28 protein-coding genes are annotated in these 25135 nt (G+C 71.8%); 17 read left to right on the top strand and 11 right to left on the bottom strand.

Annotated elements, in window-relative coordinates; all coding sequences use genetic code 11:
- Positions 1-13 precede the first annotated feature (13 nt).
- Positions 14-1627 carry a methyl-accepting chemotaxis protein gene (locus AB0F81_RS34480; RefSeq protein ID WP_360204052.1) on the top strand — a complete coding sequence of 538 codons (1614 nt, stop codon included), beginning with the start codon at positions 14-16 and terminating at the stop codon, positions 1625-1627.
- A 61-nt stretch (positions 1628-1688) separates the two neighbouring features.
- On the opposite strand, the gene AB0F81_RS34475 is transcribed toward AB0F81_RS34480, so the two are convergent.
- Positions 1689-2465 (bottom strand): inositol monophosphatase family protein, encoded by a 777-nt coding sequence (locus AB0F81_RS34475; RefSeq protein WP_360204050.1) that lies wholly within the window; start codon positions 2463-2465, stop codon positions 1689-1691.
- Positions 2466-2544: 79 nt separating this feature from the next.
- Here AB0F81_RS34475 and AB0F81_RS34470 point away from each other — a divergent pair, with 79 nt between their 5' ends.
- The gene (locus AB0F81_RS34470) at positions 2545-2811 is read left to right on the top strand and encodes a cold shock domain-containing protein (RefSeq protein ID WP_360204048.1); all 267 of its coding nucleotides are present in this window, start codon (positions 2545-2547) and stop codon (positions 2809-2811) included.
- Here AB0F81_RS34470 and AB0F81_RS34465 read toward each other — a convergent pair.
- Positions 2808-2933: a hypothetical protein gene (locus AB0F81_RS34465; protein ID WP_360204046.1), complete on the bottom strand. Its 126-nt coding sequence runs from the start codon at positions 2931-2933 to the stop codon at positions 2808-2810. The genes AB0F81_RS34470 and AB0F81_RS34465 overlap by 4 nt on opposite strands.
- 55 nt (positions 2934-2988) lie before the next feature.
- Positions 2989-3612, bottom strand: coding sequence for a TetR family transcriptional regulator (locus AB0F81_RS34460; protein ID WP_360204044.1), 624 nt, complete (start codon positions 3610-3612; stop codon positions 2989-2991).
- A gap of 83 nt (positions 3613-3695) precedes the next feature.
- Between AB0F81_RS34460 and AB0F81_RS34455 the strand changes: the two genes are divergently transcribed.
- Complete coding sequence (locus AB0F81_RS34455) at positions 3696-4820, top strand: NAD(P)/FAD-dependent oxidoreductase (RefSeq protein WP_360204042.1); 1125 nt, start codon at positions 3696-3698, stop codon at positions 4818-4820.
- On the opposite strand, the gene AB0F81_RS34450 is transcribed toward AB0F81_RS34455, so the two are convergent.
- Positions 4817-5491 (bottom strand): helix-turn-helix domain-containing protein, encoded by a 675-nt coding sequence (locus AB0F81_RS34450; RefSeq protein ID WP_360204040.1) that lies wholly within the window; start codon positions 5489-5491, stop codon positions 4817-4819. The genes AB0F81_RS34455 and AB0F81_RS34450 overlap by 4 nt on opposite strands.
- A gap of 58 nt (positions 5492-5549) precedes the next feature.
- Here AB0F81_RS34450 and AB0F81_RS34445 point away from each other — a divergent pair, with 58 nt between their 5' ends.
- Together AB0F81_RS34445 and AB0F81_RS34440 are read left to right on the top strand one after the other, a co-directional pair.
- Entirely contained in the window at positions 5550-5933 is a 384-nt protein-coding gene (locus AB0F81_RS34445) for a VOC family protein (RefSeq protein ID WP_360204039.1), read from the top strand.
- A gap of 20 nt (positions 5934-5953) precedes the next feature.
- Positions 5954-6808: an alpha/beta hydrolase gene (locus tag AB0F81_RS34440; RefSeq protein ID WP_360204037.1), complete on the top strand. Its 855-nt coding sequence runs from the start codon at positions 5954-5956 to the stop codon at positions 6806-6808.
- Here the strand turns inward: AB0F81_RS34440 and AB0F81_RS34435 are convergent.
- Positions 6793-7446: a class I SAM-dependent methyltransferase gene (locus tag AB0F81_RS34435; RefSeq protein ID WP_360204035.1), complete on the bottom strand. Its 654-nt coding sequence runs from the start codon at positions 7444-7446 to the stop codon at positions 6793-6795. The genes AB0F81_RS34440 and AB0F81_RS34435 overlap by 16 nt on opposite strands.
- A gap of 36 nt (positions 7447-7482) precedes the next feature.
- On the opposite strand from AB0F81_RS34435, the gene AB0F81_RS34430 reads away from it, so the two are divergent.
- On the top strand, positions 7483-7914 hold the full coding sequence (locus tag AB0F81_RS34430) for a MerR family transcriptional regulator (protein WP_360204033.1): 432 nt from the start codon (positions 7483-7485) through the stop codon (positions 7912-7914).
- 405 nt (positions 7915-8319) lie between these two features.
- Entirely contained in the window at positions 8320-9867 is a 1548-nt protein-coding gene (locus AB0F81_RS34425; RefSeq protein WP_360204031.1) for a DUF1214 domain-containing protein, read from the top strand.
- Between the two features lie 58 nt (positions 9868-9925).
- On the opposite strand, the gene AB0F81_RS34420 is transcribed toward AB0F81_RS34425, so the two are convergent.
- The 3 genes from AB0F81_RS34420 to AB0F81_RS34410 are packed head-to-tail and all read right to left on the bottom strand — an operon-like array spanning position 9926 to position 12365.
- Complete coding sequence (locus AB0F81_RS34420) at positions 9926-10717, bottom strand: ABC transporter permease (RefSeq protein WP_360204029.1); 792 nt, start codon at positions 10715-10717, stop codon at positions 9926-9928.
- The gene (locus tag AB0F81_RS34415; protein ID WP_360204028.1) at positions 10714-11676 is read right to left on the bottom strand and encodes an ATP-binding cassette domain-containing protein; all 963 of its coding nucleotides are present in this window, start codon (positions 11674-11676) and stop codon (positions 10714-10716) included. Before AB0F81_RS34415 ends, AB0F81_RS34420 begins: the two co-directional genes overlap by 4 nt.
- 26 nt (positions 11677-11702) lie before the next feature.
- Entirely contained in the window at positions 11703-12365 is a 663-nt protein-coding gene (locus AB0F81_RS34410; RefSeq protein ID WP_360204026.1) for a DUF4097 family beta strand repeat-containing protein, read from the bottom strand.
- 284 nt (positions 12366-12649) lie between these two features.
- Here AB0F81_RS34410 and AB0F81_RS34405 point away from each other — a divergent pair, with 284 nt between their 5' ends.
- The 3 genes from AB0F81_RS34405 (at position 12650) to AB0F81_RS34395 (ending at position 15522) form a co-directional block, all read left to right on the top strand.
- A complete protein-coding gene (locus tag AB0F81_RS34405; RefSeq protein ID WP_360204024.1) occupies positions 12650-13540 on the top strand; it encodes a LysR family transcriptional regulator in 891 nt (296 codons plus the stop codon).
- A 34-nt stretch (positions 13541-13574) separates the two neighbouring features.
- Entirely contained in the window at positions 13575-14633 is a 1059-nt protein-coding gene (locus AB0F81_RS34400; protein WP_360204022.1) for a CinY protein, read from the top strand.
- 100 nt (positions 14634-14733) lie between these two features.
- Positions 14734-15522 carry a CAP domain-containing protein gene (locus AB0F81_RS34395; RefSeq protein WP_360204020.1) on the top strand — a complete coding sequence of 263 codons (789 nt, stop codon included), beginning with the start codon at positions 14734-14736 and terminating at the stop codon, positions 15520-15522.
- 13 nt (positions 15523-15535) lie between these two features.
- On the opposite strand, the gene AB0F81_RS34390 is transcribed toward AB0F81_RS34395, so the two are convergent.
- Together AB0F81_RS34390 and AB0F81_RS34385 are read right to left on the bottom strand one after the other, a co-directional pair.
- Positions 15536-17095: a beta-N-acetylhexosaminidase gene (locus AB0F81_RS34390; protein ID WP_360204019.1), complete on the bottom strand. Its 1560-nt coding sequence runs from the start codon at positions 17093-17095 to the stop codon at positions 15536-15538.
- A gap of 134 nt (positions 17096-17229) precedes the next feature.
- The gene (locus AB0F81_RS34385) at positions 17230-17376 is read right to left on the bottom strand and encodes a hypothetical protein (protein WP_360204017.1); all 147 of its coding nucleotides are present in this window, start codon (positions 17374-17376) and stop codon (positions 17230-17232) included.
- Between the two features lie 10 nt (positions 17377-17386).
- Between AB0F81_RS34385 and AB0F81_RS34380 the strand changes: the two genes are divergently transcribed.
- Positions 17387-17521, top strand: a complete 135-nt coding sequence (locus tag AB0F81_RS34380; RefSeq protein ID WP_360204015.1) for a hypothetical protein — start codon at positions 17387-17389, stop codon at positions 17519-17521.
- A gap of 6 nt (positions 17522-17527) precedes the next feature.
- Here the strand turns inward: AB0F81_RS34380 and AB0F81_RS34375 are convergent, their stop codons facing one another.
- Entirely contained in the window at positions 17528-18262 is a 735-nt protein-coding gene (locus tag AB0F81_RS34375) for a FadR/GntR family transcriptional regulator (protein ID WP_360204014.1), read from the bottom strand.
- Between the two features lie 114 nt (positions 18263-18376).
- On the opposite strand from AB0F81_RS34375, the gene AB0F81_RS34370 reads away from it, so the two are divergent.
- The 6 genes from AB0F81_RS34370 to AB0F81_RS34345 form a co-directional block, all read left to right on the top strand.
- Entirely contained in the window at positions 18377-19951 is a 1575-nt protein-coding gene (locus tag AB0F81_RS34370; RefSeq protein ID WP_360204012.1) for an ABC transporter substrate-binding protein, read from the top strand.
- A 58-nt stretch (positions 19952-20009) separates the two neighbouring features.
- Entirely contained in the window at positions 20010-20960 is a 951-nt protein-coding gene (locus tag AB0F81_RS34365) for an ABC transporter permease (protein ID WP_360204010.1), read from the top strand.
- A gap of 3 nt (positions 20961-20963) precedes the next feature.
- The gene (locus AB0F81_RS34360; RefSeq protein ID WP_360204009.1) at positions 20964-22880 is read left to right on the top strand and encodes a dipeptide/oligopeptide/nickel ABC transporter permease/ATP-binding protein; all 1917 of its coding nucleotides are present in this window, start codon (positions 20964-20966) and stop codon (positions 22878-22880) included.
- On the top strand, positions 22877-23824 hold the full coding sequence (locus AB0F81_RS34355) for an ABC transporter ATP-binding protein (RefSeq protein WP_360204008.1): 948 nt from the start codon (positions 22877-22879) through the stop codon (positions 23822-23824). Before AB0F81_RS34360 ends, AB0F81_RS34355 begins: the two co-directional genes overlap by 4 nt.
- Positions 23821-24732 carry a dihydrodipicolinate synthase family protein gene (locus AB0F81_RS34350; RefSeq protein ID WP_360204006.1) on the top strand — a complete coding sequence of 304 codons (912 nt, stop codon included), beginning with the start codon at positions 23821-23823 and terminating at the stop codon, positions 24730-24732. Before AB0F81_RS34355 ends, AB0F81_RS34350 begins: the two co-directional genes overlap by 4 nt.
- Positions 24729-25135, top strand: a 407-nt coding sequence (locus AB0F81_RS34345; protein WP_360204005.1) for an ROK family protein, incomplete at its 3' end; no start/stop codon positions are given. The genes AB0F81_RS34350 and AB0F81_RS34345, both read left to right, overlap by 4 nt.

Below are 25135 nucleotides of genomic sequence, written 5' to 3'. Positions count from 1 at the left end.
CTATAGGTGGTTTATGATGCACTTGCTCCGCAACCTCAAGATCGGGATGCGACTCGGGGTTGCCTTCACCGGCATCTGCCTGTGCATGCTCGCCGCCATCGGGATCGGGTTGTGGGGCCAGGAGCGCGCCCGCACCGCCACCAGTGATTTGGCCTCGGCCGACGCCACCAGCCAGGCCGCCCTGCTGGCCAAGTTCCGCACCGCCGACTTCGCCGGCTGGCAGACGGGCTACGCGTTCGACACCATCCGTGGCGTCGAGGGCGCGACCGACGACACGGTCGGCCAGCGCGCCTCGTTCCTCGCCTCGACCGCCGCGTTCCGCGACGACCTCGGCCGGCTCCGCTCGCTCGGCCTGACCACCGAGGAGGCGGCGCTGGCGGACACCGCCGAGGAGTCGTTCGAGCAGTTCATGGCCATCGACGAGCGCATCGTCGCCGGCTACCGGGCCGGCACCCGCGCCGGCACCCGCGACGCGAACGCCCTCGCCTCGGGGGAGTCCCTGCAGTGGATGGGAAAGATCATCGAATCGGTCGAGGGGCTGGTCGCCTCGACCAGCGGCCGGTCGGCCGCCGCGAAACAGGCCGCCGACGACGCCGCCGGCACCGCGAAGACCTTCATGCTCGCCGCCGGCCTGCTGTGCCTCGTGCTCACCGCGCTGGTCGCGGTCATCGTCACCCGCAGCATCACGCGGCCTCTGGCCGCGACCGTCGCGGCCCTCAAGACCGTCGCCGCCAAGGACTTGACCGTACGAGTGCCGGACACCGGCCGCGACGAGCTCGCCTCGATGGGCCGTGCCATGAACCGGACCCTCGACGTGCTGCGCGCCGCGTTCACCACGATCACCGAGAACAGCCGGACCCTCTCCGACGCCGCCGGCGAGCTCACCGCGACGTCGGCGCGGATCGCGAACGCCGCCGACGCCGCATCCGAGCAGTCCGACATGGTCGCCTCCTCCGCCGAGGAGGTGTCCCGCAACGTGCAGACCGTGGCCGCCGGCACCGAGGAGATGAACGCCGCGATCCGCGAGATCGCCGACGGCGCCGGCCGGGCCGCCGGGGTGGCCGCCGCCGGGGTGGACAGCGCCCGCACCGCCGGCGACACGATCGGCCGGCTGGGACGGTCCAGCGGGGAGATCAGCGGGGTGGTCAAGCTGATCACCTCGATCGCGGAGCAGACCAACCTGCTCGCGCTGAACGCCACGATCGAGGCGGCCCGGGCGGGCGAGCTGGGCAAGGGGTTCGCGGTCGTCGCCGGCGAGGTGAAGGATCTGGCCCAGGCCACCGCCCGGGCCACCGACGACATCAGCGGCCGGGTGCAGGCGATCCAGCAGGACACCGAGGCAGCGGTCGCCGCGATCGAACGGATCGGGGAGATCATCGGCGAGGTGAACGAGCACTCCAGCACGATCGCGGCCGCGGTCGAGGAGCAGACCGCGACCACCGCGGAGATGGGCCGCAGCATCGCCGAGGCGGCGACCGGCTCGGGGGAGATCGCCGCCGGCATCACCGGTGTCGCGACCGCCAGCCAGGACACCGCCCGTGGGGTGGTGGAGTCGCGGCAGACCGCCGAGCAGCTGGCCGGCATGTCGCACGAGCTGCGGGAGCTCGTAGGTCAGTTCCGGGTCTGAGAAATGCGGGATGGCTTGCTCTATCAGAACGGGGCCCGGCTGCTGAAAGCCTGACGGCTCTCTAAGCGACCGCGCGGACCCGCTCGGACAGGGCCGGCCAGAGCGGCGGCGCCGCGCCGATGGTCAGCTCGGTGGAGAAGTCCGGCCCACTCCCGCCGAGGATCACACCGGCCTCGCGGGCGATCAGCGCGCCGGCGGCGATGTCCCACAGCTTCGTGTCCAGCGCCAGGCCGCCGTCGAGCCGCCCGGCGGCCTGATACACCAGGTTCAGCGCGGCCGGGATCCGCCGGATGTCACCGACCAGCGGCAGCAGCTCCCGGATCACCCGGCCGGCGCGCTCCTTGGTCCGCGGGTTGGGCTGGAAGCTGACGCCCACCAGCGCCTCCGCCAGGGGCGGGCCGCTGGAGGCCGCGATCGGCTCGCCGTTCAGCAGGGCGCCGCCGCCGTCGACGGCGCTGAAGGTCTCGTTCGCCGCCGGATCGTGCACGACCGCCATCCGCGCCTGATCCTCGTGATACAGCGCGATGCAGACCGACCACGGGCCGGTGCGGCTGATGTAGTTGCGAGTGCCGTCCAGCGGGTCGACGACCCAGACCCAGCCGCTGGTGCCGTCGCCGCCGTGCCCCTCCTCGGCCTGCACGGCGTCGTCGGGCCAGGCCGCGCGGACGGCGTCCACGATGAGGCGCTCGCTGGCGATGTCGACGTCGGAGACGACGTCGTTCGCGTGCGCTTTCGGCGCACCCATCCGCAGGGTGTCGCGCCGCTCCAGCTGCAACCGGCCGGCGCGGACAGCCAGGTCGGTGGCGAGCTCACGGGCCGCGAGAAGATCTCGATCCATCATCGCCAGGCTAACCGATGAACCGTGCGGGGGTGGGTGCAGACTGGGCCGATGGCGAGCATCGGGACAGTGCGCGGTTATGACGCCGGCGAGGGGGTGGGGAGTCATCGACGGGCCCGATGTGCCGGGCGGGTGCTGGGTGCACTTCTCCGCCATCGCCACGGACGGATATCGGGAGCTGACGCCGGGGCAGCAGGTGTGGTTCCGGGCGGAGGCGGCGCGCCAGGACGGCTTCGCCTATCGGGCGGTCAAGGTCTGGACCGGGGACGCTGAACCGGCAGATGAGGCCGCGTCCGGGGGTAACTCGGTCGCTTACCGCAGCACGCTGAACCTGACCTGGGACTAGGCCCACCGGGTCGACGGCGCCGCCGCGGTGAAGCCGAGAGACTCCTCCAGGGGGCGGCCCAGCCGCGAAGCGGTCGGGGTGACCGGCAGGTCGGCGAGATGGGCGAGCGAGCCGAGCATCACCGCCCGCCCCGCGCCGCGCGAGCGGAGTTGCGAGCCTGCCGCAGCGGTCCGGTCGTCATGCCGGTCCCGCTTCCAGGCCGATGAGGCGGGCGACCAGCGCCAGCTGGTCGGCATAGTGCTCGACGAACTCCGCGGAGCGTGGATCGGCGCCGCTGACACTCTCGATGACGTGCGGCAGGGTCGTGGTCGCCATGGCGGCGGACATCAACATGACCAGCAGGCAGACCGGATCCACCTCGGCGGCAAGGCGGCCGGCCGCCTGCAGGTCCCGCAGCTGTTGCAGGCTCTCCTCGAACATCTCCGGCGGGGCGCCGTGCTCGCCGGCGCCGCTGTACTCCAGCCCGCTCCAGGCGAGCACCCGAACGCCCGCGGGGTTGCTCAGCACCTCGCGCGCGTAACGGCGCACCTGCTCCGGCATCGGCGTGCCGGCCGGCACCAGCTCGCTCCGGCGCTGCTGCCACTGCTGTGACATGGCCTGGTAGAGGCCCTCTTTGCCGTCGAAGTAGTACGACACCAGCTGCTGGTTGACGCCGGCGCGCGCGGCGATCGCCCGGATCCGGGCGCCCGCGAAGCCGTGCGCCCCGAACTCCACCGCCGCTGCTTCGAGGATCCGACGGCGGGTGCGCTCGGGGTCGCGCTGGCGCGCCGACGGTGGTGGGGACCTGCGAGGAGAAGGCACGAGCTAATCATACGCCTGTTTGACAAATCCATGCGTCTGCCTGACTCTCGAGAACAGGGCAACTCCACGAGAAGGGAGGCGCCATGTCCATCCTCATCGCCGGTGCGGGCATCGGCGGACTGGCACTCGCGCAGGCACTGCACCAGGGCGGCCTGGACGTCGCCGTGTTCGAGCGGGACCCCACGCCGCAGACCCGCAATCAGGGCTATCGCCTCCACATCGACGCGAACGGCAACGCCGCGCTGCGCGCCTGTCTCCCGGCGCGGGTGCTCGCCGAGGTCCGCCGCACCAGCGGCGTCAACGGCGACCTGGTGGCCGGCTACAACCAGCGGCTGGAACGGCTCACGGCACAGACTTTCCCGGGCATCAGCGACACCGAGGTCACCCACGTCGACCGGAACGCGATCCGGCAGGCCCTGCTCACCGGCCTCGACGGCAGGGTGCATTTCGGGCGGACCGTCACCGGCTACCGGCTGACCGGCACGGGCCGGGTCCGGGTGCGGTTCGCTGAAGGCGGCACCGCCGAGGGCGACATCCTGATCGGCGCCGACGGCGTCAACTCGGCCGTCCGCCGGCAGCTGCTACCCCGGGCCACCCTCCGCGACGCCGGGTTCCGCTGCCTCTACGGCCGGATGACGATCGACGCCGCCACCGCCGGTCTCGTCCCCGCCGACTTCAACCGTGGCTTCTGCTGGGTCGGCGCCGACGCGGGCCACGGCGCCGGCTTCGCTCCGGTGCGGTTCCGCGAACGGCCCGACGGCGCCCGTGACTACCTGATGATCGCCTTCGTCGCCACCCCGGAGCAGCTCGGCGTGCCGGACGAACGCCTTTTCACGCTGCCGCCCGACGCCCTGTGGCGGATGGCCGCCGACCTCTCCGCGGACTGGCATCCGGCACTGCGCGCTCTCGTCGCGCACGCCGACGCCGCCTCGTTCTTCCCGATCACCATCCGGGCCAGCGAGCGGGTCGAACCCTGGCAGCCGGGCCCGGTCACGCTGCTCGGCGATGCGATCCACACCATGCCGCCGGCCGGCGGCGTCGGCGCCAACACGGCCCTGCAGGACGCGGCCACTCTCTCCAGCCAGCTGCTCTGCGCCGCGAGCGGCTTCGGCGAGGCCATTCAGGCGTACGAGGAAGTCATGCTGCCCCGGGGCTTCGACACGATCGACCGCTCGCTCGCCATGCTCACCCACATGCTGGCGGCCTAGGAGTCACCCCGCGTGCGCAGGAGGCTCGCGGTCAGGATCGCGGTGGTGCGCTCCTGCCACTGCTCCGGCGTCCACCCGCAGACGTCGGTGAACTGCAGATAGGTCTCCACACTCGACACCGTGAAGGCGATGTCCCGGGCCTGCTCGACGTCCATCCCCGGCTTGAGCGCACCGCGCTCGGCGAGAAGCTGGGCGAGCAACCCGTAGGCGGAGCGGGTCTGCTGCTGGTTGGTCTCCCACTGGGCGGCCAGCTCGGGCTCGGTGCCGGTGGCGCCCCGCATCACCCGCATCAGCGGGGCCACGCGATCCATGATCTCGCGCCCGCCCACCAGCCACAGCTCGATGATCCGCCGCGGGTCGCCCTCCTCCTGGATCTGTCGGAACCACGGGCGCTCCAGCAGGGGGACCGGCTCGTCGTCGCCGACCGCCGCCACGTCCATCACGTGTTTGAGCAGCGTGCGCTTGTTCCCGAAATGGAAGTACACCGTCTGCACCGCGACCCCGGCCCGTTCCGCCACCTGGTCGAGCAGCGTCGACCCGTAACCGTGCAGCAGGAACTGCTCGGCGGCCGCGGCGACGATCCGCCGGCGGGTGGCGCGGGCCTGCTCGGCTCGGGTGAGCCGCTGCCCGGCACTGTCGGGTTTCGTCGTCCGGTTGACACGGTTCGTCATTCGCTAGAGCCTACTCTAGTAACTCACTAGAGTCGCCTATAGCGAAAGGGTGGATGTGATGCCCGATCTGTCCGGCGTCCATCACGTCAAGCTGCCGGTCGCCGACCTGGATCGCAGCCGCGGCTGGTACACGTCTGTGCTCGGCCTGAGCGTGGACATCGAGTTCACCGAGGACGGCGTCGTCCGGGGCCTGGCCCTCAGCGACGCCACCGGCTCGGTGCGCCTGGCCCTGCGCCTCGATCCGGCGCGGGCGCAAGCCGTCGCGGGCTTCGACTTCCTCGCCCTCGCGGTGCCGACGCGCGACGCCGTGCAGGACTGGCGCCGCCGCCTGGACGAGCTCGGCCAGCCGCACGGCGGCGTCGTGACCGGGCACAAGGGCGGCTCGGTGCTGGTCGGCCTGCACGACCCCGACGGCATCGAGATCCGCCTCTACGCCGACTGACCCATCTCACGGAGGACACCATGACCGCAATGACCCGCTGGCGGACCGCCACCGCCGACATCGCCTACACCGACTCCGGCGGCGACGGCGAGACCCTGCTGCTGATGCACGGCGGCGGGCTCGCCGACTGGTTCACCCCGCTGGCCGGCGACCCGGTGCTCAAGCGTCACCGCGTCATCCGCCTGGTGCGCGCCGGCTACACCGGCGCCCCGGCGCCGCACGGCCTCACCATCGCCGACCACGCCGAGCACGCCGCTTCGCTGCTGTCGCAGCTCGGCGCCACACCCGCCCATGTGGTCGCGCATTCCTCAGCCGCCGCCGTCGCGCTGCAACTCGCCATCGACAACCCCGCAGCCGTACGTACGCTGAGCCTCTGCGAACCGCCCCTGGTGGACGCCCTCGCCGATCCGGCCGACCTGGAGTTGCTCCACGCCCAGTTCGGCCCCGTGATGGGCGCGGTGATGGCCGCGACCGCCCGCGGCGACGCACCGGCCGCGTTCGACGCCTTCATGACCCTGGTGTGCGGACCCGACTATCGCCGCGTCATGACCGGCGCTCTCGGCCCCGCCGTCGTCGAGGAGGCGATGAACAACAGCCGGTACTTCCTCACCGAGGAGGCGGCCGCCCTCACCGCCTGGACCGTCGCCCCGGCAGCGCTCGCCCGGTTGAGCCCGCCCGTTCTGCTGGTCCAGGGCAGTGCCAGCCCGCCGCCGACCCACCGCCTGATCGCCCACCTGGCCGGCCTGATCCCCGGCTCGACGATCGCCACCATCGCCCACGCCAACCACCTGATGCCCCTGTCCGACCCCGCCGAACTCGGCCGGGTGATCGGAGATTTCTGCCGGTCCGCGCCGCAGCGTCAGGCCGTCGCATGATCCATGCGGCGGGCGAGGACGCACACCGCCGGCGGGTCGAGGTCCAGCGTCTCGGTGTGGAGGCGCTCGAACCCGGCTTCGGTGAGCAGCCCCGCCAGTTCCCCGGCGGCCGCCGCCGACGTGGCCGCGGTGGCGCCCGGGCAGCGCGGCTGCGACACCAGCGCGATGCGCCCGCCGGTCCGCAACAGCCGGGCGATCTCGCGCAGCCGCTCGACCGGCTCCGGCCACATGCCGACGGTGTTGACCGCGAGCGCGGCATCGAAGGGCCCTTCGACGCCGCACAGATCCTCGACCGGTGTGGTGATCAGGCGTACCCGGCCGGCCCGCACCGCTGCCCGGTTCCGCCGCCGGGCCTGGCGGATCATCACCGCCGAATGGTCGACGCCGACCACCGTTCCCCGGTTGGCCCGGTCGGCGAGCGCGGCGAGCGCCACCCCCGGACCGCATCCCAGCTCGATCACGCGGTCCGCCGGCTGGACGTCGAGCAGCCCCACCGCCCACCGGTTCCGCGCCACGTTCGACGCCCGCCGGCCCATGATCCAGCCGGCGACGTGCCCGCCCGTCCCGCTCGGCCGGTGGAACTGCGCCACCCCGCCGTGCCGGCCCCACCAGCGCAGTGCCCGCTCCAGAACGCTCATCGGACGAGCACAGCACTTCGAGTACGCTCGAAGTCAATGCCTGCCACCGAGGCCCTGCTGTCGATCGGCGAGCTGTCCGAGCGGACCGGCGTGCCGGCCACGACGCTGCGCTACTACGACGACCTCGGCCTGGTGCGCCCCACCACCCGTGCCGCCGGCCGGCGCCGCTATGCCGCCTCCGCGGTCCGGGACGTCGGCGTGATCCTCTTCCTGCGCGAGGTCGGCTTCTCGCTCGCCGAGATCGGCCGCTTCGCCACCGGCGGCCGCGAAGCCCAGCAGGAGATCATCGACCGGAAGCTGACCGCCCTGGCCGAGCAGCAGCACCGCATCGAGGTGGCCCGCACCGCGCTCGAACACGGCCGGCATTGCCCGGCCGGCGAGCCCACCAAGTGCTCCCGCTTCTGGTCGATCATCGAGGCCCGCCAGCGCGGCCTCTCCCTGGAGGAGAGCCACGCGCAACAGCACTGACAGATCCCCGCGGGCGTCGTCGAGGGGAGTGAGCGCAGGCCGTTCACGCCGATCCCGGTCAGCTGACCCTCAGTGCTGTCCTGCGCCCGCACATACGGCCCCGGCGACCAGCCGGTTTGTCCGGCTGCACCGCAGAGCTGCTTCGACCGGCCCGAGACGGCACTGGCGGTCAGCCGAGTGGGCACCGGACAGTTCCCTCGGCGGCGAGGACCGCGAACGGCACCGGCAGTCACTGCGCGAGCAGGGCGCGCACTGTGCGCGCGTGGCGCTGGGGCCGCCCACCGGGCAGCCGTTGCGGCACGAGTGGCAGGTCGTGGTCCGGGCCAGCACGCGCTCTCACCGGGCAGGCCAATCACCCGTGGCGGGTGATGCCGGTTCCCGGTGCGGGCCCGGATGCTCGGCGTCGTGACGGACTTTGTTGACCAACGGTTTCTGACCCCGGACGAGGTGCCCTCGCCGATCGGTGTGCTGCGGTTCCAGGACGGGGTGATCGACAGCCGATCGGCGAACGCCGTGTTCGACCATCTGCTGTACCTGCGCGGCGTCGACGCGTTCCTGGCCGCGTACCGGCACGTGTCGGTGCGGTGCCTGATCAACGGGCTGCGCGAGTTCGGTGTCGCCGACCACGACGTGCTGCTGTTCAGCGAGCTGATCGACTCGGCGAGCCTGTTCCTCACCGCCAACTGCGACACGGTGTACGCGTGGTCGATCCTGGACCTCTCGCAGGGTCCGGTGGCGGTGACCGTGCCGGAGAACGTGATCGTGGTCTTCGACGACGCCCGGTTCGAATGGGTCGGCGACGCCGGCAACCCGGGGCCGGACCGTGGTCAGGGTGGCCGGTACCTGGTGCACCGTGACGACTACGACGGGCCGATGCCCGAGGGCGGCTACTTCGTCTACTCGGCGCCGACCAACAACGTCATCATGCTGTGCCGGGCGTTCGTCGAGGGCGCTGACCCGGCGAGCGCGGTCGAACGGGTGCGCGACGGTCTGCGCATCGGGGCGTACCGGCCGGGTGGCTTCGGGTCGAGCCTGTCCCGGTTCGTCACCGGCCGTGGCCCGATGGCGCCGCTGGAGGCCGAGCGGGTCCCGGCTTTCGTCGAAGGGTCGCACCAGGCCATCAACACGCTGGTGCCGGCCGACTTCTCGTTCTTCGAACTGTGCGACCAGATCGTGCAGGAGGAACGCGTCGGCGTGTTCTCGCCCGAGGTCGCCGGCCATCTGGCCGCGATCGGAATCCGCCGCGGCCAGCCGTTCAAGCCGAGCGACCACCACCGGCGCATCCTGCAGCAGGCGGCGGCCTTCGGGAACGCGGCCGCCCGGGCCATCGCCTATCGGGAGCCGGCGTCCGAGCAGTTCGCCTACTACGCCGGGACCGCCACCTGGCAGAACCCGCTGTTCGTCTCCGGGTACGACATGCTGCGCCCGCCGGCGGCGATCACCCCGGACGGGGTGGAGCTCGCACCGGAGACCGGCGCCCTGCACCTGGACGGGCGCGCCGCGATGTTCTACCTGGCGACGTTCATCACGCCGGCGATGTCGATGCGGCTGCCGGGGGTGGGCTCGCAATACCTGGTGGCCTACTTCGACGCCGAGGGTGACAACCTCGACGGCGCCCGTACCTACCGCCTGGATCTGCCGGCGAACATCCCGGCCGCCGCCTTCTGGTCGATCACCGTCTACGACAACCAGACCCGCTCCCTGCTGGTCACCGACCAGCGGTACCCGCGGGCCGGTTCGCAGCCCTACCCGACGCCGGCCGCCACCGCGAACGAGGACGGCTCCACCACGCTGTGGTTCGCGCCGGAGCAGCCGGCCGGGGCGCTGCCGGGCACCTGGGTGCAGACCGTCCCGGGCAAGGGCTACTTCCTGATGGCCCGGTTCTACTCGCCGCTACCGTCGTTCTTCGACAGGTCCTGGAAGCCCGGCGAGGTGATCCCGGTCGCCCCGTGACACGCCGCGGCGGCGGGCGCCGGCACTGAGCCGGTGCCCGCCGCCGCGGGTGTGGCGATCACCGCGGGTCGTTGTTGAACTTCGAGGTCGACCAGAAGTAGCCGAGCACCGCGAGACCCACGCACCAGACGACCGCCAGCCAGCCGTTGTGGCCGATGCCGCTGCCGAGCAGCAGGCCGCGCAGGGTCTCGATGGCCGGGGTGAACGGCTGGTACTCGGCGATCGGCTGGAACCAGCCGGGCATCGAGTCGACCGGGACGAACGCGCTGGACAGCAGCGGCAGCAGGATCAGCGGCATCGCGTTGTTGCTGGCCGCCTCGGCGTTCGGGCTGACCAGGCCCATGCCGACGGCGATCCAGGTGAGCGCCAGGGCGAAGAGGGCGAGCAGGCCCAGCGCGGCCAGCCACTCCAGGGCGGTGGCGTCGGTGGAGCGGAAGCCGATCGCCACCGCGACGGCGCCGACCAGGACCACGCTGGCCACCGACTGCAGCACGCTGCCGACGACGTGGCCGACGAGCACCGAGCCGCGGTGGATCGCCATCGTACGGAAGCGGGCGATGATGCCCTCGGTCATGTCGTTGGAGACCGAGACCGCGGTCCCGATCACCGTGCTGCCGATGGTCATCAGCAGCAGGCCGGGCACCAGATAGGCGATGTACGCCGAGCGGTCCGGTGCGCCGCCGCCGATCCCCGCGCTCAAGGTGTCGCCGAATATGTAGACGAACAGCAACAAGAGCATGATCGGGGTGAGCAGCAGGTTCAGTGTGAGCGACGGGTAACGCCGCGCGTGCAGCAGATTGCGGCGCAGCATGGTGGACGAGTCGCGGACGGCGAGGGACATGGTGCTCATCGGACGGCCTCCTTGGCCGGGTCGATGACGTCGGCGCTGCCGGTCAGGGCGAAGAACACGTCGTCGAGGTCGGGGGTGTGCACGGTCAGCTCGTCCGCCTCGATGCCGGCGGCGTCGAGCCACTCGAGGACGGTGCGCAGCTCACGCTGGCTGCCGCCGCTGGGGATCTGCAGGGCCAGCGACTCCTCGTCGCGGGCGGCGTCGGGCAGCGCCAGGCCGGCGCTGCGGTAGGCGACCGGGTCGGTGAAGCGGAGCCGGACGTGCCCGCCCGGGATGAGCCGCTTCAACTCCTCGGCGGTGCCCTCGGCCGCGATCTTCCCGTCGTTGAGCACGGCGATCCGGTCGGCGAGCTCGTCGGCCTCCTCCAGGTACTGGGTGGTGAGGAAGACGGTGACGCCGTCGGAGACCAGCTCGCGGATGATCTGCCACATGTTGTGGCGGCTGCGCGGGTCGAGGCCGGTGGTCGGCTCGTCGAGGAAGATGACCCGCGGGTCGCCGACCAGGGTCATCGCGATGTCGAGCCGGCGCTTCATGCCGCCGGAGTAGGTGGAGGCGGGCTTCTTGGCCGCCTCCACCAGGTCGAAACGCTCCAGCAGCTCAGCGGTGGTCCGGCGGCCGTCCCGCGGCGAGAGGTAGTGCAGGTCGGCCATCAGCAGCATGTTCTCCTCGCCGGTGATCAGGCCGTCGACGGCGGAGAACTGACCGGTCACCCCGATCGCGGCGCGGACCGCCTGCGGGTCGGCCTTCAGGTCGTGGCCGCCGACGTGGATCGCGCCGGAGTCCGGGCCGGGGGAGATGAGAGTGGAGAGAATCTTGACGGCGGTGGTCTTGCCGGCGCCGTTCGGGCCGAGCAGGGAGAAGATCGTTCCCTGCGGCACGGCCAGGTCGACGCCGTCGAGGACGAGCTTGTCGCCGTAGGACTTGCGCAGCCCGTTCGCTGCGATCGCCAGGGTGGTCATGAAGTGCTCCTTCGGGCTGCGGCCGGTCAGCGGCTGTGGGCGTCGATGTCGCCGTACGAGGTGGTGGCGCGGATGGTCAGCTCGGTGGCGCCGTCGTTCTTGAGGCTGTTGCTGACCCGGCCGTAGCCGGTGCCGGCGTCGAGGGCGGCCGAGACGCCGGCGGCGGCGCCGACGGTCACGTTGCCGGCCTGGGTGCTCAGCACGACCGTGCCGCTGGTGGCCTCGGTGATGCGGATGTCGCCCTTGGCGGTGGTGATCTCGGCGGGGCCGGTGAGCCGGCCGATGGTGACGTCACCGGCGGCGGTGGTGATCCGCACGGTGGCGGCCTCGTCGAGCTTGATCTCGCCGAGCGCGCCGTCGAAGCGGACGTCGCCGAGACGCCCGGCACCGTGGAACTCCGCGCCGGCCGCCTTGGCCTCGATGTCGGAGCCGGCGGGCAGCTGGACGGTCACCTCGATGCTGCCGGGGTGCCCGAGGACGCGGTTCTTGGTCGGGCTCTCGATCCGCAGGACGCCGTCGGTGTAGTCGATCGTGGTCCGCTCCGCCGCCGTCACGTCGCGGCTCTTCGACGCGTCGGCCGGGCGAACCTCGACGGTGGTGTCGGCCCTTTCCGCGGTGACCAGCCGGATACGCCCGGCGGGGATGTCGATGACGGCGGTGATCGGGGTGGTGGTGTCGAACTTCGGCATTGTTCTCTCCTGTTCTCGTTGTTTCTGACATGAGAAACGCTACGTTGCGTTCGTAAAGTGAGCAACGTAAAAATTGCAAAGCTATGCCAAAGTTCCAGCTCAGAGAGGTAAAATCGTTGCGTTGTCTCTGCCGTTTAACGCAACGCAACGTGTCAGGCCGTTGCAATGGATTAAGCGGTGAATGCTATGGCTGATCGCACTACCAAGATCGCCCCTGAGGGCCGTCCCATCAACGGCGGATTCGGTATGGATCGTTAAGCTGCGCCTTCACGATCGGAGGCTGGATGGAGCTGCGGGACGTCGAGATCTTCCTGACGCTGGCCGAGGAACTGCATTTCGGCCGTACCGCCGGGCGGCTGCACGTGAGCGCGGCCCGGATCAGCCAGTCGGTCAAGAAAACCGAACGGCGCATCGGCGCACCGCTGTTCGAGCGAACCAGCCGGGTCGTCCGGCTCACGCCCATCGGCGAGCAGTTGCGCAGCGACCTGCGCTCCGGCTATCGGCAGATCATGCGCGGCATCGACGCGGCGTCGGCCGCCGCGCTCGGCGCCTCGGGGGCACTGACGCTGGGCACCATGGGCCCGTTGTCCATCACGATCAGCGACATGCTGGACCTGTTCCGGGCCCGCCACCCGGGCGCCGAGGTGCGGCACCGGGAGATCCAGCCGCCCGCGCCGCTGGATCTGCTGCGCTCCGGCGAGGTGGACGTCGCGATGCTGTGGCGGCCGGTCCGCGAACCCGATCTGAGCGTCGGCCCGGTCGTGCATACGTCCGGCGTGCTGCTCATGGTCTCCGCCGAGCATCCCTATGCCGGAATGGACTCCATCTGCCTGGAGGACCTGGGCGACCACTGCGCCCAGGTGGCGCCCACGTCGATCCCCTCCTACATGGAGGCGGGGCTCGCCCCGCACCACACCCCGTCCGGCCGTCCCATCCCGCGTGGCCCGAGAGTGGCGACCTGGCAGGAGGCTCTCAGCACGGTCTCGTCCGGCCAGGCCGTCGCCGTGGTCATGGCCGACATTCCGCCCTACTACGCCTGGCCCAGCCTCGCCTTCGTGCCGATCCGGGACGCCCCGCCGTGCGAGTGGGTGCTGGTGTGGCGCACCACCGACGAGACCCCGATGATCCGCGCCCTGGCCCAGGCCGCCCGCGACATCGCCATCCGCAACGGATGAGGTGCGGCCGCAACGGCGGGCGCAGGCTGATGGCATGGCGTCGAGAGCCGCGGCGGGACTGCTGACGTGCCTGCTGCTGCCCGGCCCGGCTGTGGCGTTCGGGACCGTCGACGGTGGCGGACAGCACCGCGAGCACGAGCGGATCACCCGGGCCGCGCTCGCCTGCTCGGGCGGGCGCGACTGCTTCGAACCGGTGACGCTGGATCAGCTCGCCGGGGACGGCAGGGGATTCGGTACGGTCGGGGCGCCTGACCGCACCGAGGTCAGCATTCCGGCCGCGCACTGCGACGACGCCGACTTCCTCGCCGGGGACTATCCGCGCACCCGCGAGCAGGCCACGACCGGCCTCACCGACTGTGTCACCCACCTGCGCCGGCGCTTCCAGGAGGCGGTCCGCTCCGCCGGGCAGCTGCTCGACGACGGGGGCGGGGTGATCGGCGCCGAGGTGCGGCTGGACACCGGCTGCCGGCTGGCCGCCCACGGTGAGCAGCGGGCGAAATGCACCACTCTGGAGAGTTTCGGGCGGGCCCTGCACGGGGTGCAGGACTTCTACGCGCACAGCTCGTGGGCCGACGAGGCGGATCCGGCGCGCCCGGTCGCGGCCGACAATCCGCCGGGGATGAACCGGCGGGCGCCGAGCCCGGTCCTCGACCTGCGCGGCGACGGCGTGCCGGACGTGCCGCGCGACCTCGCGACCGGTTGCTTCGTCCTGCAGGACACCGTGCCCGGCTCCGGCGCGTGCGCGGGGCGCGTCACGCACGCGGCGCTCAACAAGGACAACGGGCTGATCGACCCGGTCACCGGCGCCGTGACCAGCGCGGAGACGCCCCGCGGCCGGGTGGGACGCAACTTCGAGAAGGCGGTGACGGGGGCGGTCGTCGAGACCCGCCACCAGTGGCGGGAGCTGCGCGCCGCGTTACGCGACGAGTACGGAGAGCGGCGGGCGGCGGCCATGGCGTGTGCGCTCACCCGCGACGACCCGGTGGACGAGTGTGGAACGAGCGGCTCCGGCCGTACGGTCGCCTTGATCCTCGCCGGGTTGATGCTGGCCGGACTGGCCGTGCTCGCTCGCCGTTATCTTTCTCTGAGTTGATCCTTAAGACTTCCTTAGCGCCTCGAAGTCGGCCGCGCGGGCCCGGATAGTTGTCCCGCACACCCGTGCCAGATAGATCGAGTCGACGAGGTGAACGTTCGTGCCCACCCCTCCCTCCCGCCGGATCCGCACCGCCGTGTTGGCCACCTGTGCCGTCGGCGCGATTGGCCTCGGCACCGCAGGGATCGTTGCGGGACAGTCCTCCTCCGACGAGCAGACCACCAGCCTGACCGCGACCGCGGCCGAAGCCCCGGCGGCGGACACCCTCAGCGAGGACGCACTGGCCGCTGAGGAGTCCCCGGCCGCGACGGTGACCACCACCCCGCCGGCGTCGCCGTCGGCCACCGCGAGCCCCACGGTCAAGCCCTCGAAGAAGGCGACCACCAAGCCGTCGCCCAGCCCGAGCCGCACCACCAAGAAGACCAAGCGCCCGTCGCCGAGCCCGTCGAAGACCACCAGGACCGCGGAGCCCGAGGAGACCGGCGCGGCGTCCAACAGCGGCTCCGCCCGGGTCACCGAGGTGATCAAGCTGGTCAACGCGGAGCGGAAGAAAGCCGGCTGCGGCACCCTGGCCGGCGAGTCGCGGCTGCACGCGGCGGCGCAGAAGCACTCGGAGCTGCAGGCCGAGAAGAACACCATGTCGCACCAGCTGCCCGGCGAGGCCGGCATGGGCGACCGGGTCACCGCCGAGGGCTACCGGTGGGGCGGCGTCGCCGAGAACGTGGCGGCCGGCTACACCACCCCGGCCAGCGTCATGGACGGCTGGATGAACAGCCCGGGGCACAAGGCCAACATCCTCAACTGCGGCTACAAGCACATCGGGGTCGGCGTGGCGAAGTCCTCGAAGGGCACGCTGTACTGGACCCAGAACTTCGCCTCGCCGCTGTAGGTCTCCGCGCGCGCTAGCCTGCCCAGTCGATCTGGGGGGAGCGGTAGAAGTCGACACCCCGCTGGGTCCAGCGCGGGCCGTAAGCGCCGAGCCGCGCCCGGAAGGACTCCCAGTCACGCTCCGGTGACCAGCCGAGCTCGGCGATCGCGGCCAGTCGCGGGAACGCCATGAACTCGATGTGGTCGAGTTCGCGCAGGGTCTCCGACCACAGCGGGGCCTCGACGCCGAGCACCGCGCTCTCCGGCACGTCGCTGAGGTGGGTGCCGGGATCCCAGTCGTACGCGTCGCGCACCTCGATGTAGGCGGCCCAGCTCAGCCCGAGCGGGGTGGACGGGTCGTACTTCATGTCCAGATAGGCCCGGTTGGCGGGCGACATGATCACCTTCGTGCCGCCGGCCACCGCGGCCGCCAGCGTCGCGTTCCGCGTCTCCAGGCCCCAGTACTGGGCGATCGCCTCACGGGCGGCGGGCGCCTGGGCGATCTCGTTCCAGCCGTACGCGGTCTTGCCGTACTTCTTCACCAGCGGCAGCACCCGCTGCTGGAAGGCCACGTAGTCGGCGTCGCTGGTGGCGTGCGCCTCGTCACCGCCGATGTGCAGGTACGGCCCGGGAGTCAGCGCCGCCAGCTCGCGGATCACGTCCTCGACGAATCGGTAGGTGATCTCCTTGCCGATGCACAGCGAGCTGTAACCCACCGCGGTGTCGGTGCGCGGCGGCGGGGCGATCCCGTCGCAGGTCAGCTCCGGATAGGCCACCTGGGCGGCGTTGACGTGACCCGGCATGTCGATCTCCGGGACGATCGTCACGTACCGGGCGGCGGCATAGCGCACCAGATCGCGGTAGTCGGCCTTGGTCAGGAAGCCGGGGCCGACGCCGCCGACGCCGGTGCCCGGGCCGCCGCCGACCGTGGTCAGCCGCGGCCACGAGTCGATCTGGATGCGCCAGCCCTGGTCGTCGGAGAGGTGCAGGTGCAGGTGGTTGACCTTGAAACGGCTGATCTCGTCGATGTGCCGCTTGATCTCGTCCGGCGTGTGGAAGTGCCGGGCCAGATCGAGCATCGTCCCGCGATAGGCGAACCGCGGATAGTCCACGATCTCCCCGCCGGCGACGGTCCACCGGGTGCGCTGCGGGGTGCTCGCGTCGATCGCCGGCGGCAGCAGTTGCAGCAGCGTCTGCACGCCGGCGAAGAGCCCGGCGTTGCCGTTGGCCCGCACGGTGATCTCCGAGCGCTGCACGCGCAGCCGGTAACCCTCCGCGCCGAGCCGGGCCTCGGCGCGGCCGGTGGACAGGGTGATCGCCGGGGTGCCGGACGGGGCCTTGTGCACCACGGGCAGGCGATATCCGGTGGCCGGGCGGAGTGCCTCGGCGAGACGGTCGGCCACGGCGCGGGCCGACGGCGGCGCTTCGATGACCGTGCGGGCGGTCAGCCAGAACTCGGAGCCGTGCGGATGCACCTCGACCGGTGCGGGCACGACGCTGCCGAGAGCGACCGCCGGCCGCGCCGCCTCGGCCGGGGCCGAGGCGGCGGTCAGCGACAGCACGCAAGCGAGAAGAGCGGCGAGACGGGTACGCATGAGCCGACGCTACATACAGAAAGTTCAATCTGTGAAGACTGTTTCTAATAAGCGGGCCGACGGAGCCACCGCCACGCCACGACACCGAGACCGGCGACCAGGACGACGGCCACCGCGATCGCCGGGGTGAGCACTCAGGTGACGGTGAGGACGGCGGCGCCCGGCAGCGCCAGCAGCAGGCCACCGGCGGAGAGCACGACGCTGGGCACGTCCAGGCGGCCCGGCCGGGTGGTGCGGACCTCGCGCAACACGGCCGGGGCGAGCGCCAGGAATGCCACCACCACCGGCAGGTTGATCAGGAAGACCGAGCCCCAGGGGAACCGGCTCAGCAGCAGCCCGCCGATGACCGGCCCGATCGCGAAGCCGGCGGCGAAGGTGGCCGCGGACCCGGCGTCGGCGGACGCCCTGCGGCTGCTGCTGACCTGACCCCGGTCAGGCGGGGTGGCGGCGGCCGGCCTCGTCGATGCGCCGGCGGACCGGGGCGTAGTGGGCGGTGACCGCGGCGGTGAAGGCGGGCACGTCGCGGTTGCGGGCGGCCTCGACCATGGCGCGGTGCGCGGCGATCGTCTCGGCCTCCTCCTCCCGGCTGGTCAGGCCCAGGTACGGCGCGACGATCGCGTACACGTCCCAGAACGCGGCGGTCAGCTGACTGATCAGGTCGTTGCCGAGCGGCTCCATGAGCAGGCTGTGGAAGGCCCGGTCGACGTTGACGAACGGCTCGCCCTCGCCGTGCAGCCGCTCCATCTCGGCGACCAGGTCGGCCAGCTCGGCGACCTGCTCGGCGTCGAGGCGCTCGATGATCTGCGCGGCGGTGCCCTGCTCGAACAGCTGGCGCACCTCGACCAGGTCGAGCAGGATCCGGAAGTCGTCGCTGGGGCTGAGCAGGCCGCGGAAGCTCAGGCTCTCCACCAGTGCGGTGAGCGACAACCGCCCGACGTACGTGCCGTGGCCGTGGCGCACCTCGACGATGTCCAGAGCCGCGAGCGTCTTGATGGCTTCCCGGACGCTGGAGCGGCTGGCGTTGAGCGCCTCGCACAGCTCCGCCTCGGCCGGTAGCGGATCGCCGGGCTTCAGCCTGCTGTCAAGAATGTACCTTTTAATCTGATCAGTAACGGTCTGACGGAGCAGGGCCCGGCCTTCACGTGCCGGTTTGGCGTTGGTTCGCATCGTGTCTTGATTCTCCCCGGGGCGGTGGCTAGTGTCACGCTACCAAGCATCGGACATCAGACATCTGACGTCTGCGGTCACAGTAGCGGACCCGGACGCGACATAGGAGGCGATGTGCCCACCACTTCCCGCCGCGACTTCCTTCGACTGGTCGGCTCGATCGGCGCCGCCGGCGCCTTCGCCGGCTCCCTGGCCGCCTGCTCCGGCCCCTCCTCCACCAGCGGCGGTGCCGGCGCCGGCCAGGACACCATCGAGGCCGGCATCTCGTACGCGCTGTCCACCGGCTTCGACCCGATGACCGCCTCCGGCGCCACCCCGGTCGCGGCCAACCTGCACGTCTTCGAGAGCCTGGTCGACCTGGACCCGGTGACCCGCGAGCCGTACGTGGCGCTGGCCGGGGCCATGCCGCAGAAGGTCAGCGAGACCGTCTGGCGCAGCGGGATCCGCGAGGGCGCCACCTTCCACGACGGGTCGCCGGTCACCGCCGAGGACGTCGCGTTCAGCTTCACCCGGGTGCTCGACCCGAAGAACGCCTCGCTGTTCTCCCAGTTCCTGCCGTTCCTGGCCGGCGTGAAGGCGGTCGACGCCAAGACCGTCGAGTTCACCCTGAAGTACCCGTTCGCGCTCTTCGCCGAGCGCCTGTCGGTCGTCAAGATCGTCCCGAAGAAGCTGGTCGAGGCCGGTGCTGCGGCCTTCGACGCAGCGCCGGTCGGCTCCGGGCCGTACAAGCTGCTGGAAGCCACCAAGGAAGACAAGATCCGCTTCGAGCGGCACGAGGCCTACAACGGGCCGCGCCCCGCGAAGGCGAAGACCATGACGTGGCGGCTGCTCTCCGACCCGTCGGCCCGGGTCAGCGCCCTGGAGTCGGGACGCGTGTCGGCCATCGAGGACGTTCCCTACATCGACGTCGAGCGGATCACCGCGAAGGCCACCGTCGAGTCGGTGCAGGGCTTCGGCCTGCTCTTCCTGATGTTCAACACCAAGCAGAAGCCGTTCGACGACAAGCGGGTCCGGCAGGCCCTGCACTACGCGATCAACCACGACAAGATCGTGCAGACCGCGATGATGGGCAACGGCACGCCGGCCACCAGCTTCCTGCAGCAGGGCCACCCGGCCTACCAGGCGGCGGCGACGGCGTACGCGTACGACCCCGCCAAGGCCAAGCAGCTGCTCGCCGAGGCCGGGGTGACCAGGCTGACGGTCAGCATGGTCACCACCGACGCCGGCTGGGTGAAGGACATCGCCCCGCTGATCAAGGAGAGCTGGGACGCCGTCGGTGTCACCACCACCCTCGACATCGGCGCCTCCAGCGGCCAGTACGCCGACAAGGTCGACACCGGCAAATACAGCGTGATGGTCGCCCCCGGCGACCCGTCGGTCTTCGGCAACGACGTCGACCTGCTGATGCGCTGGTGGTACGTCGGCCTCTGGCCGGAGAAGCGGTTCTTCTGGTCCGGCACCGAGCAGGCGAAGAAGCTGGTCGGCCTGCTCGACGCCGCCGCGCAGGAGGCCGACACCGCCAAGCAGAAGACCATCTGGGCGGACGCCATCAACCTGCTCGCCGACGAGGTGCCGCTCTACCCGATCCTGCACCGCAAGCTGCCGACCGCCTGGAACGACAAGGCGCTGACCGACTTCCGCCCGGTGCCCACCACCGGCCTGTCCTTCCTCGGCGTCGCCCCGGTCTGACCGGCGCCTGCCCGGCCGCCCCGGCGGCCGGGCACCCGGACGACGAAAGAGACACCCGATGATTGCCTTCCTGCGGCTGGCGTTGCGCCGGCTCGCCGCCCTGCCGTTCCTGATCCTCGGCATCACCCTGCTGGTCTTCGTGGTGCTGCAGTTCTCGCCGAACGATCCCGCCTACAACGCCCTCGGCGAGGGCGCCTCGGCCGAGGCCCGCGCGGCCTACGCCGCCGAGCGCGGCCTCGACGATCCGCTGCCGGTCCGGTACGCCCGATTCCTCGGTGACCTGGTCACCGGCGACCTCGGGGTGACCACCCCGCCCGCGCAGCCGGTGGTGGACCGCATCGCCGTCGCCTTCCCGCTGACCCTGCAACTGACCGCCCTGGGCCTGCTCATCGGCGTGCTGCTCGCGCTCACCCTGGGCGTGACCGGGGCGATCTACCGGGACCGCTGGGCCGACCACGTCACCCGGGTGCTGTCGATGGCCGCGGTCGCCGTGCCGTCGTTCTGGCTCGGCATCCTGCTCATCCAGCAGTTCGCCCTGAACACGCCGCTCTTCCCGACCGGCGGCTACGTCAACCCGGCCGAGTCGGTCGGCGGCTGGCTGCACTCGATGGCGCTGCCCGCGATCGCCCTGGGTGTCCCGGTCGCCGCCTCGCTGGCGCGGCTCGTGCGTACCTCGATGGTCGAGGAACTGGACCGCGACTACGTGCGCACCGCGCGCGGCAACGGCCTGCCCGGTGCGCTGGTCATGCGCAGCGTGCTGCGCAACGCGCTGATCACCCCGCTGACCGTGCTCGGCCTGCGCGTCGGATATCTGCTCGGCGGCGCGGTGATCATCGAGAACATCTTCGACCTGCCCGGCATGGGCAAGCTGATGCTCGAGGGCGTCACCGGCAACGACGTCGCCCTGGTGCAGGGCGCGGTGCTCACCATCGCCCTCGCGTTCCTGGTCGTGAACATCGTCGTCGACCTGCTCTATCTGCTCGTCAACCCCCGTATCCGGACGGTGTGACCGATGGCCCGTACCTCCCTGAAGAGCCGTCTCGCGCTCGCCCTGCTCGTGCTCGTCGCGGCCGGCGCGGCGGCGGCGCCGCTGTTCGCCGCCGACCCGCTCGCCACCGGCATCCCCGCCCTGCCGCCCAGCGCCGAGCACTGGTTCGGCACCGACCGGGCCGGCCGGGACGTGTTCGCCCGCGTCCTCTACGGCGCCCGCTACTCGCTCGCCATCGGGCTCGGCGCGACCGCGCTGGCCGTCCTGGCCGGCGCCGTGATCGGCGCGTTCGCCGCGACCAGCCGCCGGTGGGCCGACGAGACCTCGATGCGGCTGCTCGACGTGGTCATGGCCTTCCCCGGGATCGCCCTGGCCGCGGTGCTGGTCACCGTCTTCGGCACCAGCGTGCCGGTGCTGATCGGCACCATCGCCTTCCTGTACGTGCCGTCGATCGCCCGCGTCGTGCGGGCCAACGTGATGGCCCAGTACGGCGAGGACTACGTGGCCGCTGAGAAGGTGATCGGCGCGTCCCGGTGGCACATCCTGATCCGCCACGTCACGATCAACTGCGCCGCCCCGGTGCTGGTCTTCGCCACCGTGCTGGTCGCCGACGCGATCGTCTTCGAGGCCAGCCTGTCGTTCATCAGCGCGGGCGTGCAGGACCCGGAGCCCAGCTGGGGCAACGTGATGTCCTACGGCCGGCAGATCCTGTTCTCCGGCGGGTGGTGGGCCACGTTCTTCCCGGGCATGGCGATCCTGCTGACCGTCCTCGCCCTCAACGTGCTCGCCGAAGGACTCACCGACACCTGGGCGGCGCCGCGTTCGGCCGTACGCCGCAAGGGTGTGACCGCGACCGAACCGCCTGCCGCACCCGTCGCCGTGGCCTCCGCCGAAGGCGACCTGGAGCGCTCGCTCGGGCTGCTGGCCGCGAGCGTGCGCCGTCGCGGACCGGCGGTGCCGCCGCTGGCCGACGACGCGCCGCCGCTGCTGCAGGTGCGTGACCTGAGCATCCGGTTCCCGCAGCGGCACGGCGACGTCGCCGTGGTGGAGAAGGTCAGCTTCGACGTGCGGGTCGGCGAGACCCTGGGCCTGGTCGGCGAGTCCGGCTGCGGCAAGAGCCTGACCAGCCTCGCGGTCACCGGTCTGCTGCCGCGCGGCGCGCAGGTCGACGGGCAGATCCTCTTCGACGGCGAGGACCTGCTGGGCATGCCGGCGCGCCGCCGCCGGGCCCTGGCCGGGCCGGGCATCGCGATGGTCTACCAGGACGCGCTGTCGTCGCTGAACCCGTCCGTGCTGGTCGGCACCCAGCTGAAGCAGCTCACCTCGCGAGGTGGCACCCGGACCCCGGCCGAGCTGCTGGAACTGGTCAACCTGAGCCCGGAGCGGACGCTGAAGAGCTATCCGCACGAGCTGTCCGGCGGGCAGCGGCAGCGGGTGCTGATCGCGATGGCGCTGTCCCGCTCGCCGCGGCTGCTGATCGCTGACGAGCCCACCACCGCGCTCGACGTCACCGTGCAGGCGCAGGTCGTCGACCTGCTGGTGCGGCTGCGCGACGAGCTCGGGTTCGCCATGGTGCTGGTCTCGCACGACCTGGGCCTGGTCGGCGAGCTGTCGCACCGGATCGCGGTGATGTATGCCGGTCAGGTCGCCGAGACCGGCGTCGCCGGAGATCTGTTGCAGGGGCCGCGCCACCACTACGCCCGGGGGCTGCTCGGCTCGGTGCTGTCGCTGGAAGCGGGTGCGCCCCGGCTGCACCAGATTCCCGGCGTGGTGCCGGCGCCGCGCGACTTCGCCGCCGGCTGCCGGTTCGCCTCACGCTGCGCGTTCGCCGACGACACCTGCCGCGAGGTCCGGCCGCCCACTGCCGGGTCGGCATGGACCCATGCGTACGCCTGTCACCACCCGGCCCTGGTTCGCGACGTGGAAGGGGTGCACCAGTGAACGAACCCGTGATCACCGCCGACGCCGTCAGCGTCGTGCACAAGGCCCGCAGCGGTGGCCTGTTCCGCCGCGACCGGGTGCACGCGCTGACCGACGCCACCGTGGCGGTGCGCCGCGGCGAGGTGCTCGGCGTGGTCGGCGAGTCCGGCTGCGGCAAGTCCACCCTGGCCCGGGTCCTGGTCGGCCTGCAGGAACCCACCTCGGGAACGGTCGCCTTCCACGGCACGGGCCCGCGCGGCGCCTCGGTCGGGATGGTCTTCCAGGACGCGTCGACCGCGCTCAACCCGCGGCTGCCGGTGCACCGGATCCTGCGCGACCCGCTCGACGTGCACCGGCGCGGCAACGACGCCTCCCGGCGGGCCCGGGTCGCCGAACTGCTCGACCTGGTCGGACTACCGGGCCACGTCTCGGACGCGCTGCCCGCCCAGCTCTCCGGCGGGCAGCGGCAGCGGGTCGCGATCGCCCGCGCCCTCGCGCTCGGGCCGGACGTGATCGTCGCCGACGAGCCGACCAGCGCGCTCGACGTGTCGGTGCGGGCGCAGATCCTCAACCTCCTCGTCGACCTGCGGGAACGGCTCGGGCTGGGGATGGCGTTCATCTCGCACGACATCCAGACCGTGCGGCACCTCGCCGACCGGATCATCGTGATGTACCTCGGGCGCATCGTCGAGGAGGGGCCGGCCGGCGAGATCGCGGCGGCGCCGCGGCACCCCTACACGCGGGCGCTGTTCTCGGCGACGCCGTCGCTGCTCGACGACACCGAGCCGATCATCCTGACCGGGCCGGTGCCGTCGGCGACCCATCCGCCGAGCGGGTGCCCGTTCCGTACCCGCTGCTGGAAAGCCACCTCGGACTGCGCAACGTCCTATCCCGCCGGCACGGGCGACGACGCCCACCGCTGGCACTGCATCCACCCCGAAACACCGGCTAGGAGCCACCCGTGAGTCTCACCGGCATCATCCCTCCCGTCGTCACCCCGCTGACCGCCGACGGGGACGTCGACGTCGCCTCCCTGGAACGGCTCGTCGGGTTCCTGCTCGACGGCGGCGTCTCCGGACTCTTCGCCCTCGGCTCCTCCGGCGAGGTCGCCTACCTCACCGACCAGCAGCGTGACCAGATCCTCGACGTGATCGTGCGGACCGCCGCCGGGCAGGTGCCGGTGATCGCCGGGGCCATCGAGACCACCACCAACCGGGTGATCGAACGCGGGCACGCGGCGGTCAAGGCCGGCGCGGACGCGCTGGTGGCGACGGCGCCGTTCTACGTGCGCACCCACCCCACCGAGATCGACCGGCACTTCCGGGCGGTGCGGGCCGCCGTCGACCTGCCGCTGCTCGCCTACGACGTGCCGGTCGCCGTGCAGGTCAAACTCGACCCGGCGCAGATCGTCGAGCTGGCCCGCGACGGGGTGCTCGCCGGCCTCAAGGACTCCAGCGGCGACGACGTCAGCTTCCGCCGCATCGTGCTCGGCACCCGGGACATCCCGGGCTTCTCGGCGCTCACCGGCCACGAGGTGGTGGTCGACGCGGTCATGCTCGCCGGCGCCGACGGTGCGGTGCCCGGCCTGGGCAACGTCGACCCCCATGGGTACGCCCGGCTCGCCGCCGCCTGCACGGGCGGGAACTGGGTGGCCGCCCGTACCGAACAGGACCGCCTGGCCGACCTGTTCACCATCGTGGACGTCGCACCGGTCGCCACCGCGAGCCGCAGCGCCGCCGGGATCGGCGCGTTCAAGACCGCGCTGATGGTGCGCGGGGTCATCGCCACCAACATGGTGTCCGCGCCGATGCGCACCCTCGACGAGACCGAGACCGACCGGATCGCCGCGGTGCTGCGCCGCACCGGGCTGTGACCGGTCTGGTCGCCGGCGTCGACATCGGCGGCACCAAGATCGCCGTCGGGGCGGTCGGCCCGGACGGCGCGGTGCACGCGCAGGCCACCGCGCCGACCCCGGCCCGCGAGGGCGCCGACGCCGTGCTCAGCACCGTCCGGCAGCTGATCAGCGGCCTCGGCCGGCCGGTCGAGGCGATCGGGGTGGGCAGCGCCGGCGTCATCGACGCCGCCAGCGGCACCGTGCGGTCGGCCACCGAGGCGATCAGCGGCTGGGCCGGCACCGACCTCGCCGGCCGGCTCGGCAGCGCCTTCGGCGTGCCGGTCGCCGTCGACAACGACGTGCACGCCCACGCGCTCGGCGAGGCCTGGCTCGGCGCCGCCGCCGGCCGGACCAACGTGCTGTACATGGCGGCGGGCACCGG

It is taken from the genome of Actinoplanes sp. NPDC024001 (assembly GCF_040638955.1).
GTDB lineage: Bacteria > Actinomycetota > Actinomycetes > Mycobacteriales > Micromonosporaceae > Actinoplanes.
The sequence above is the reverse complement of the archived record's forward strand: the minus strand, read 5'-3'. Positions and strand labels throughout refer to the sequence as shown.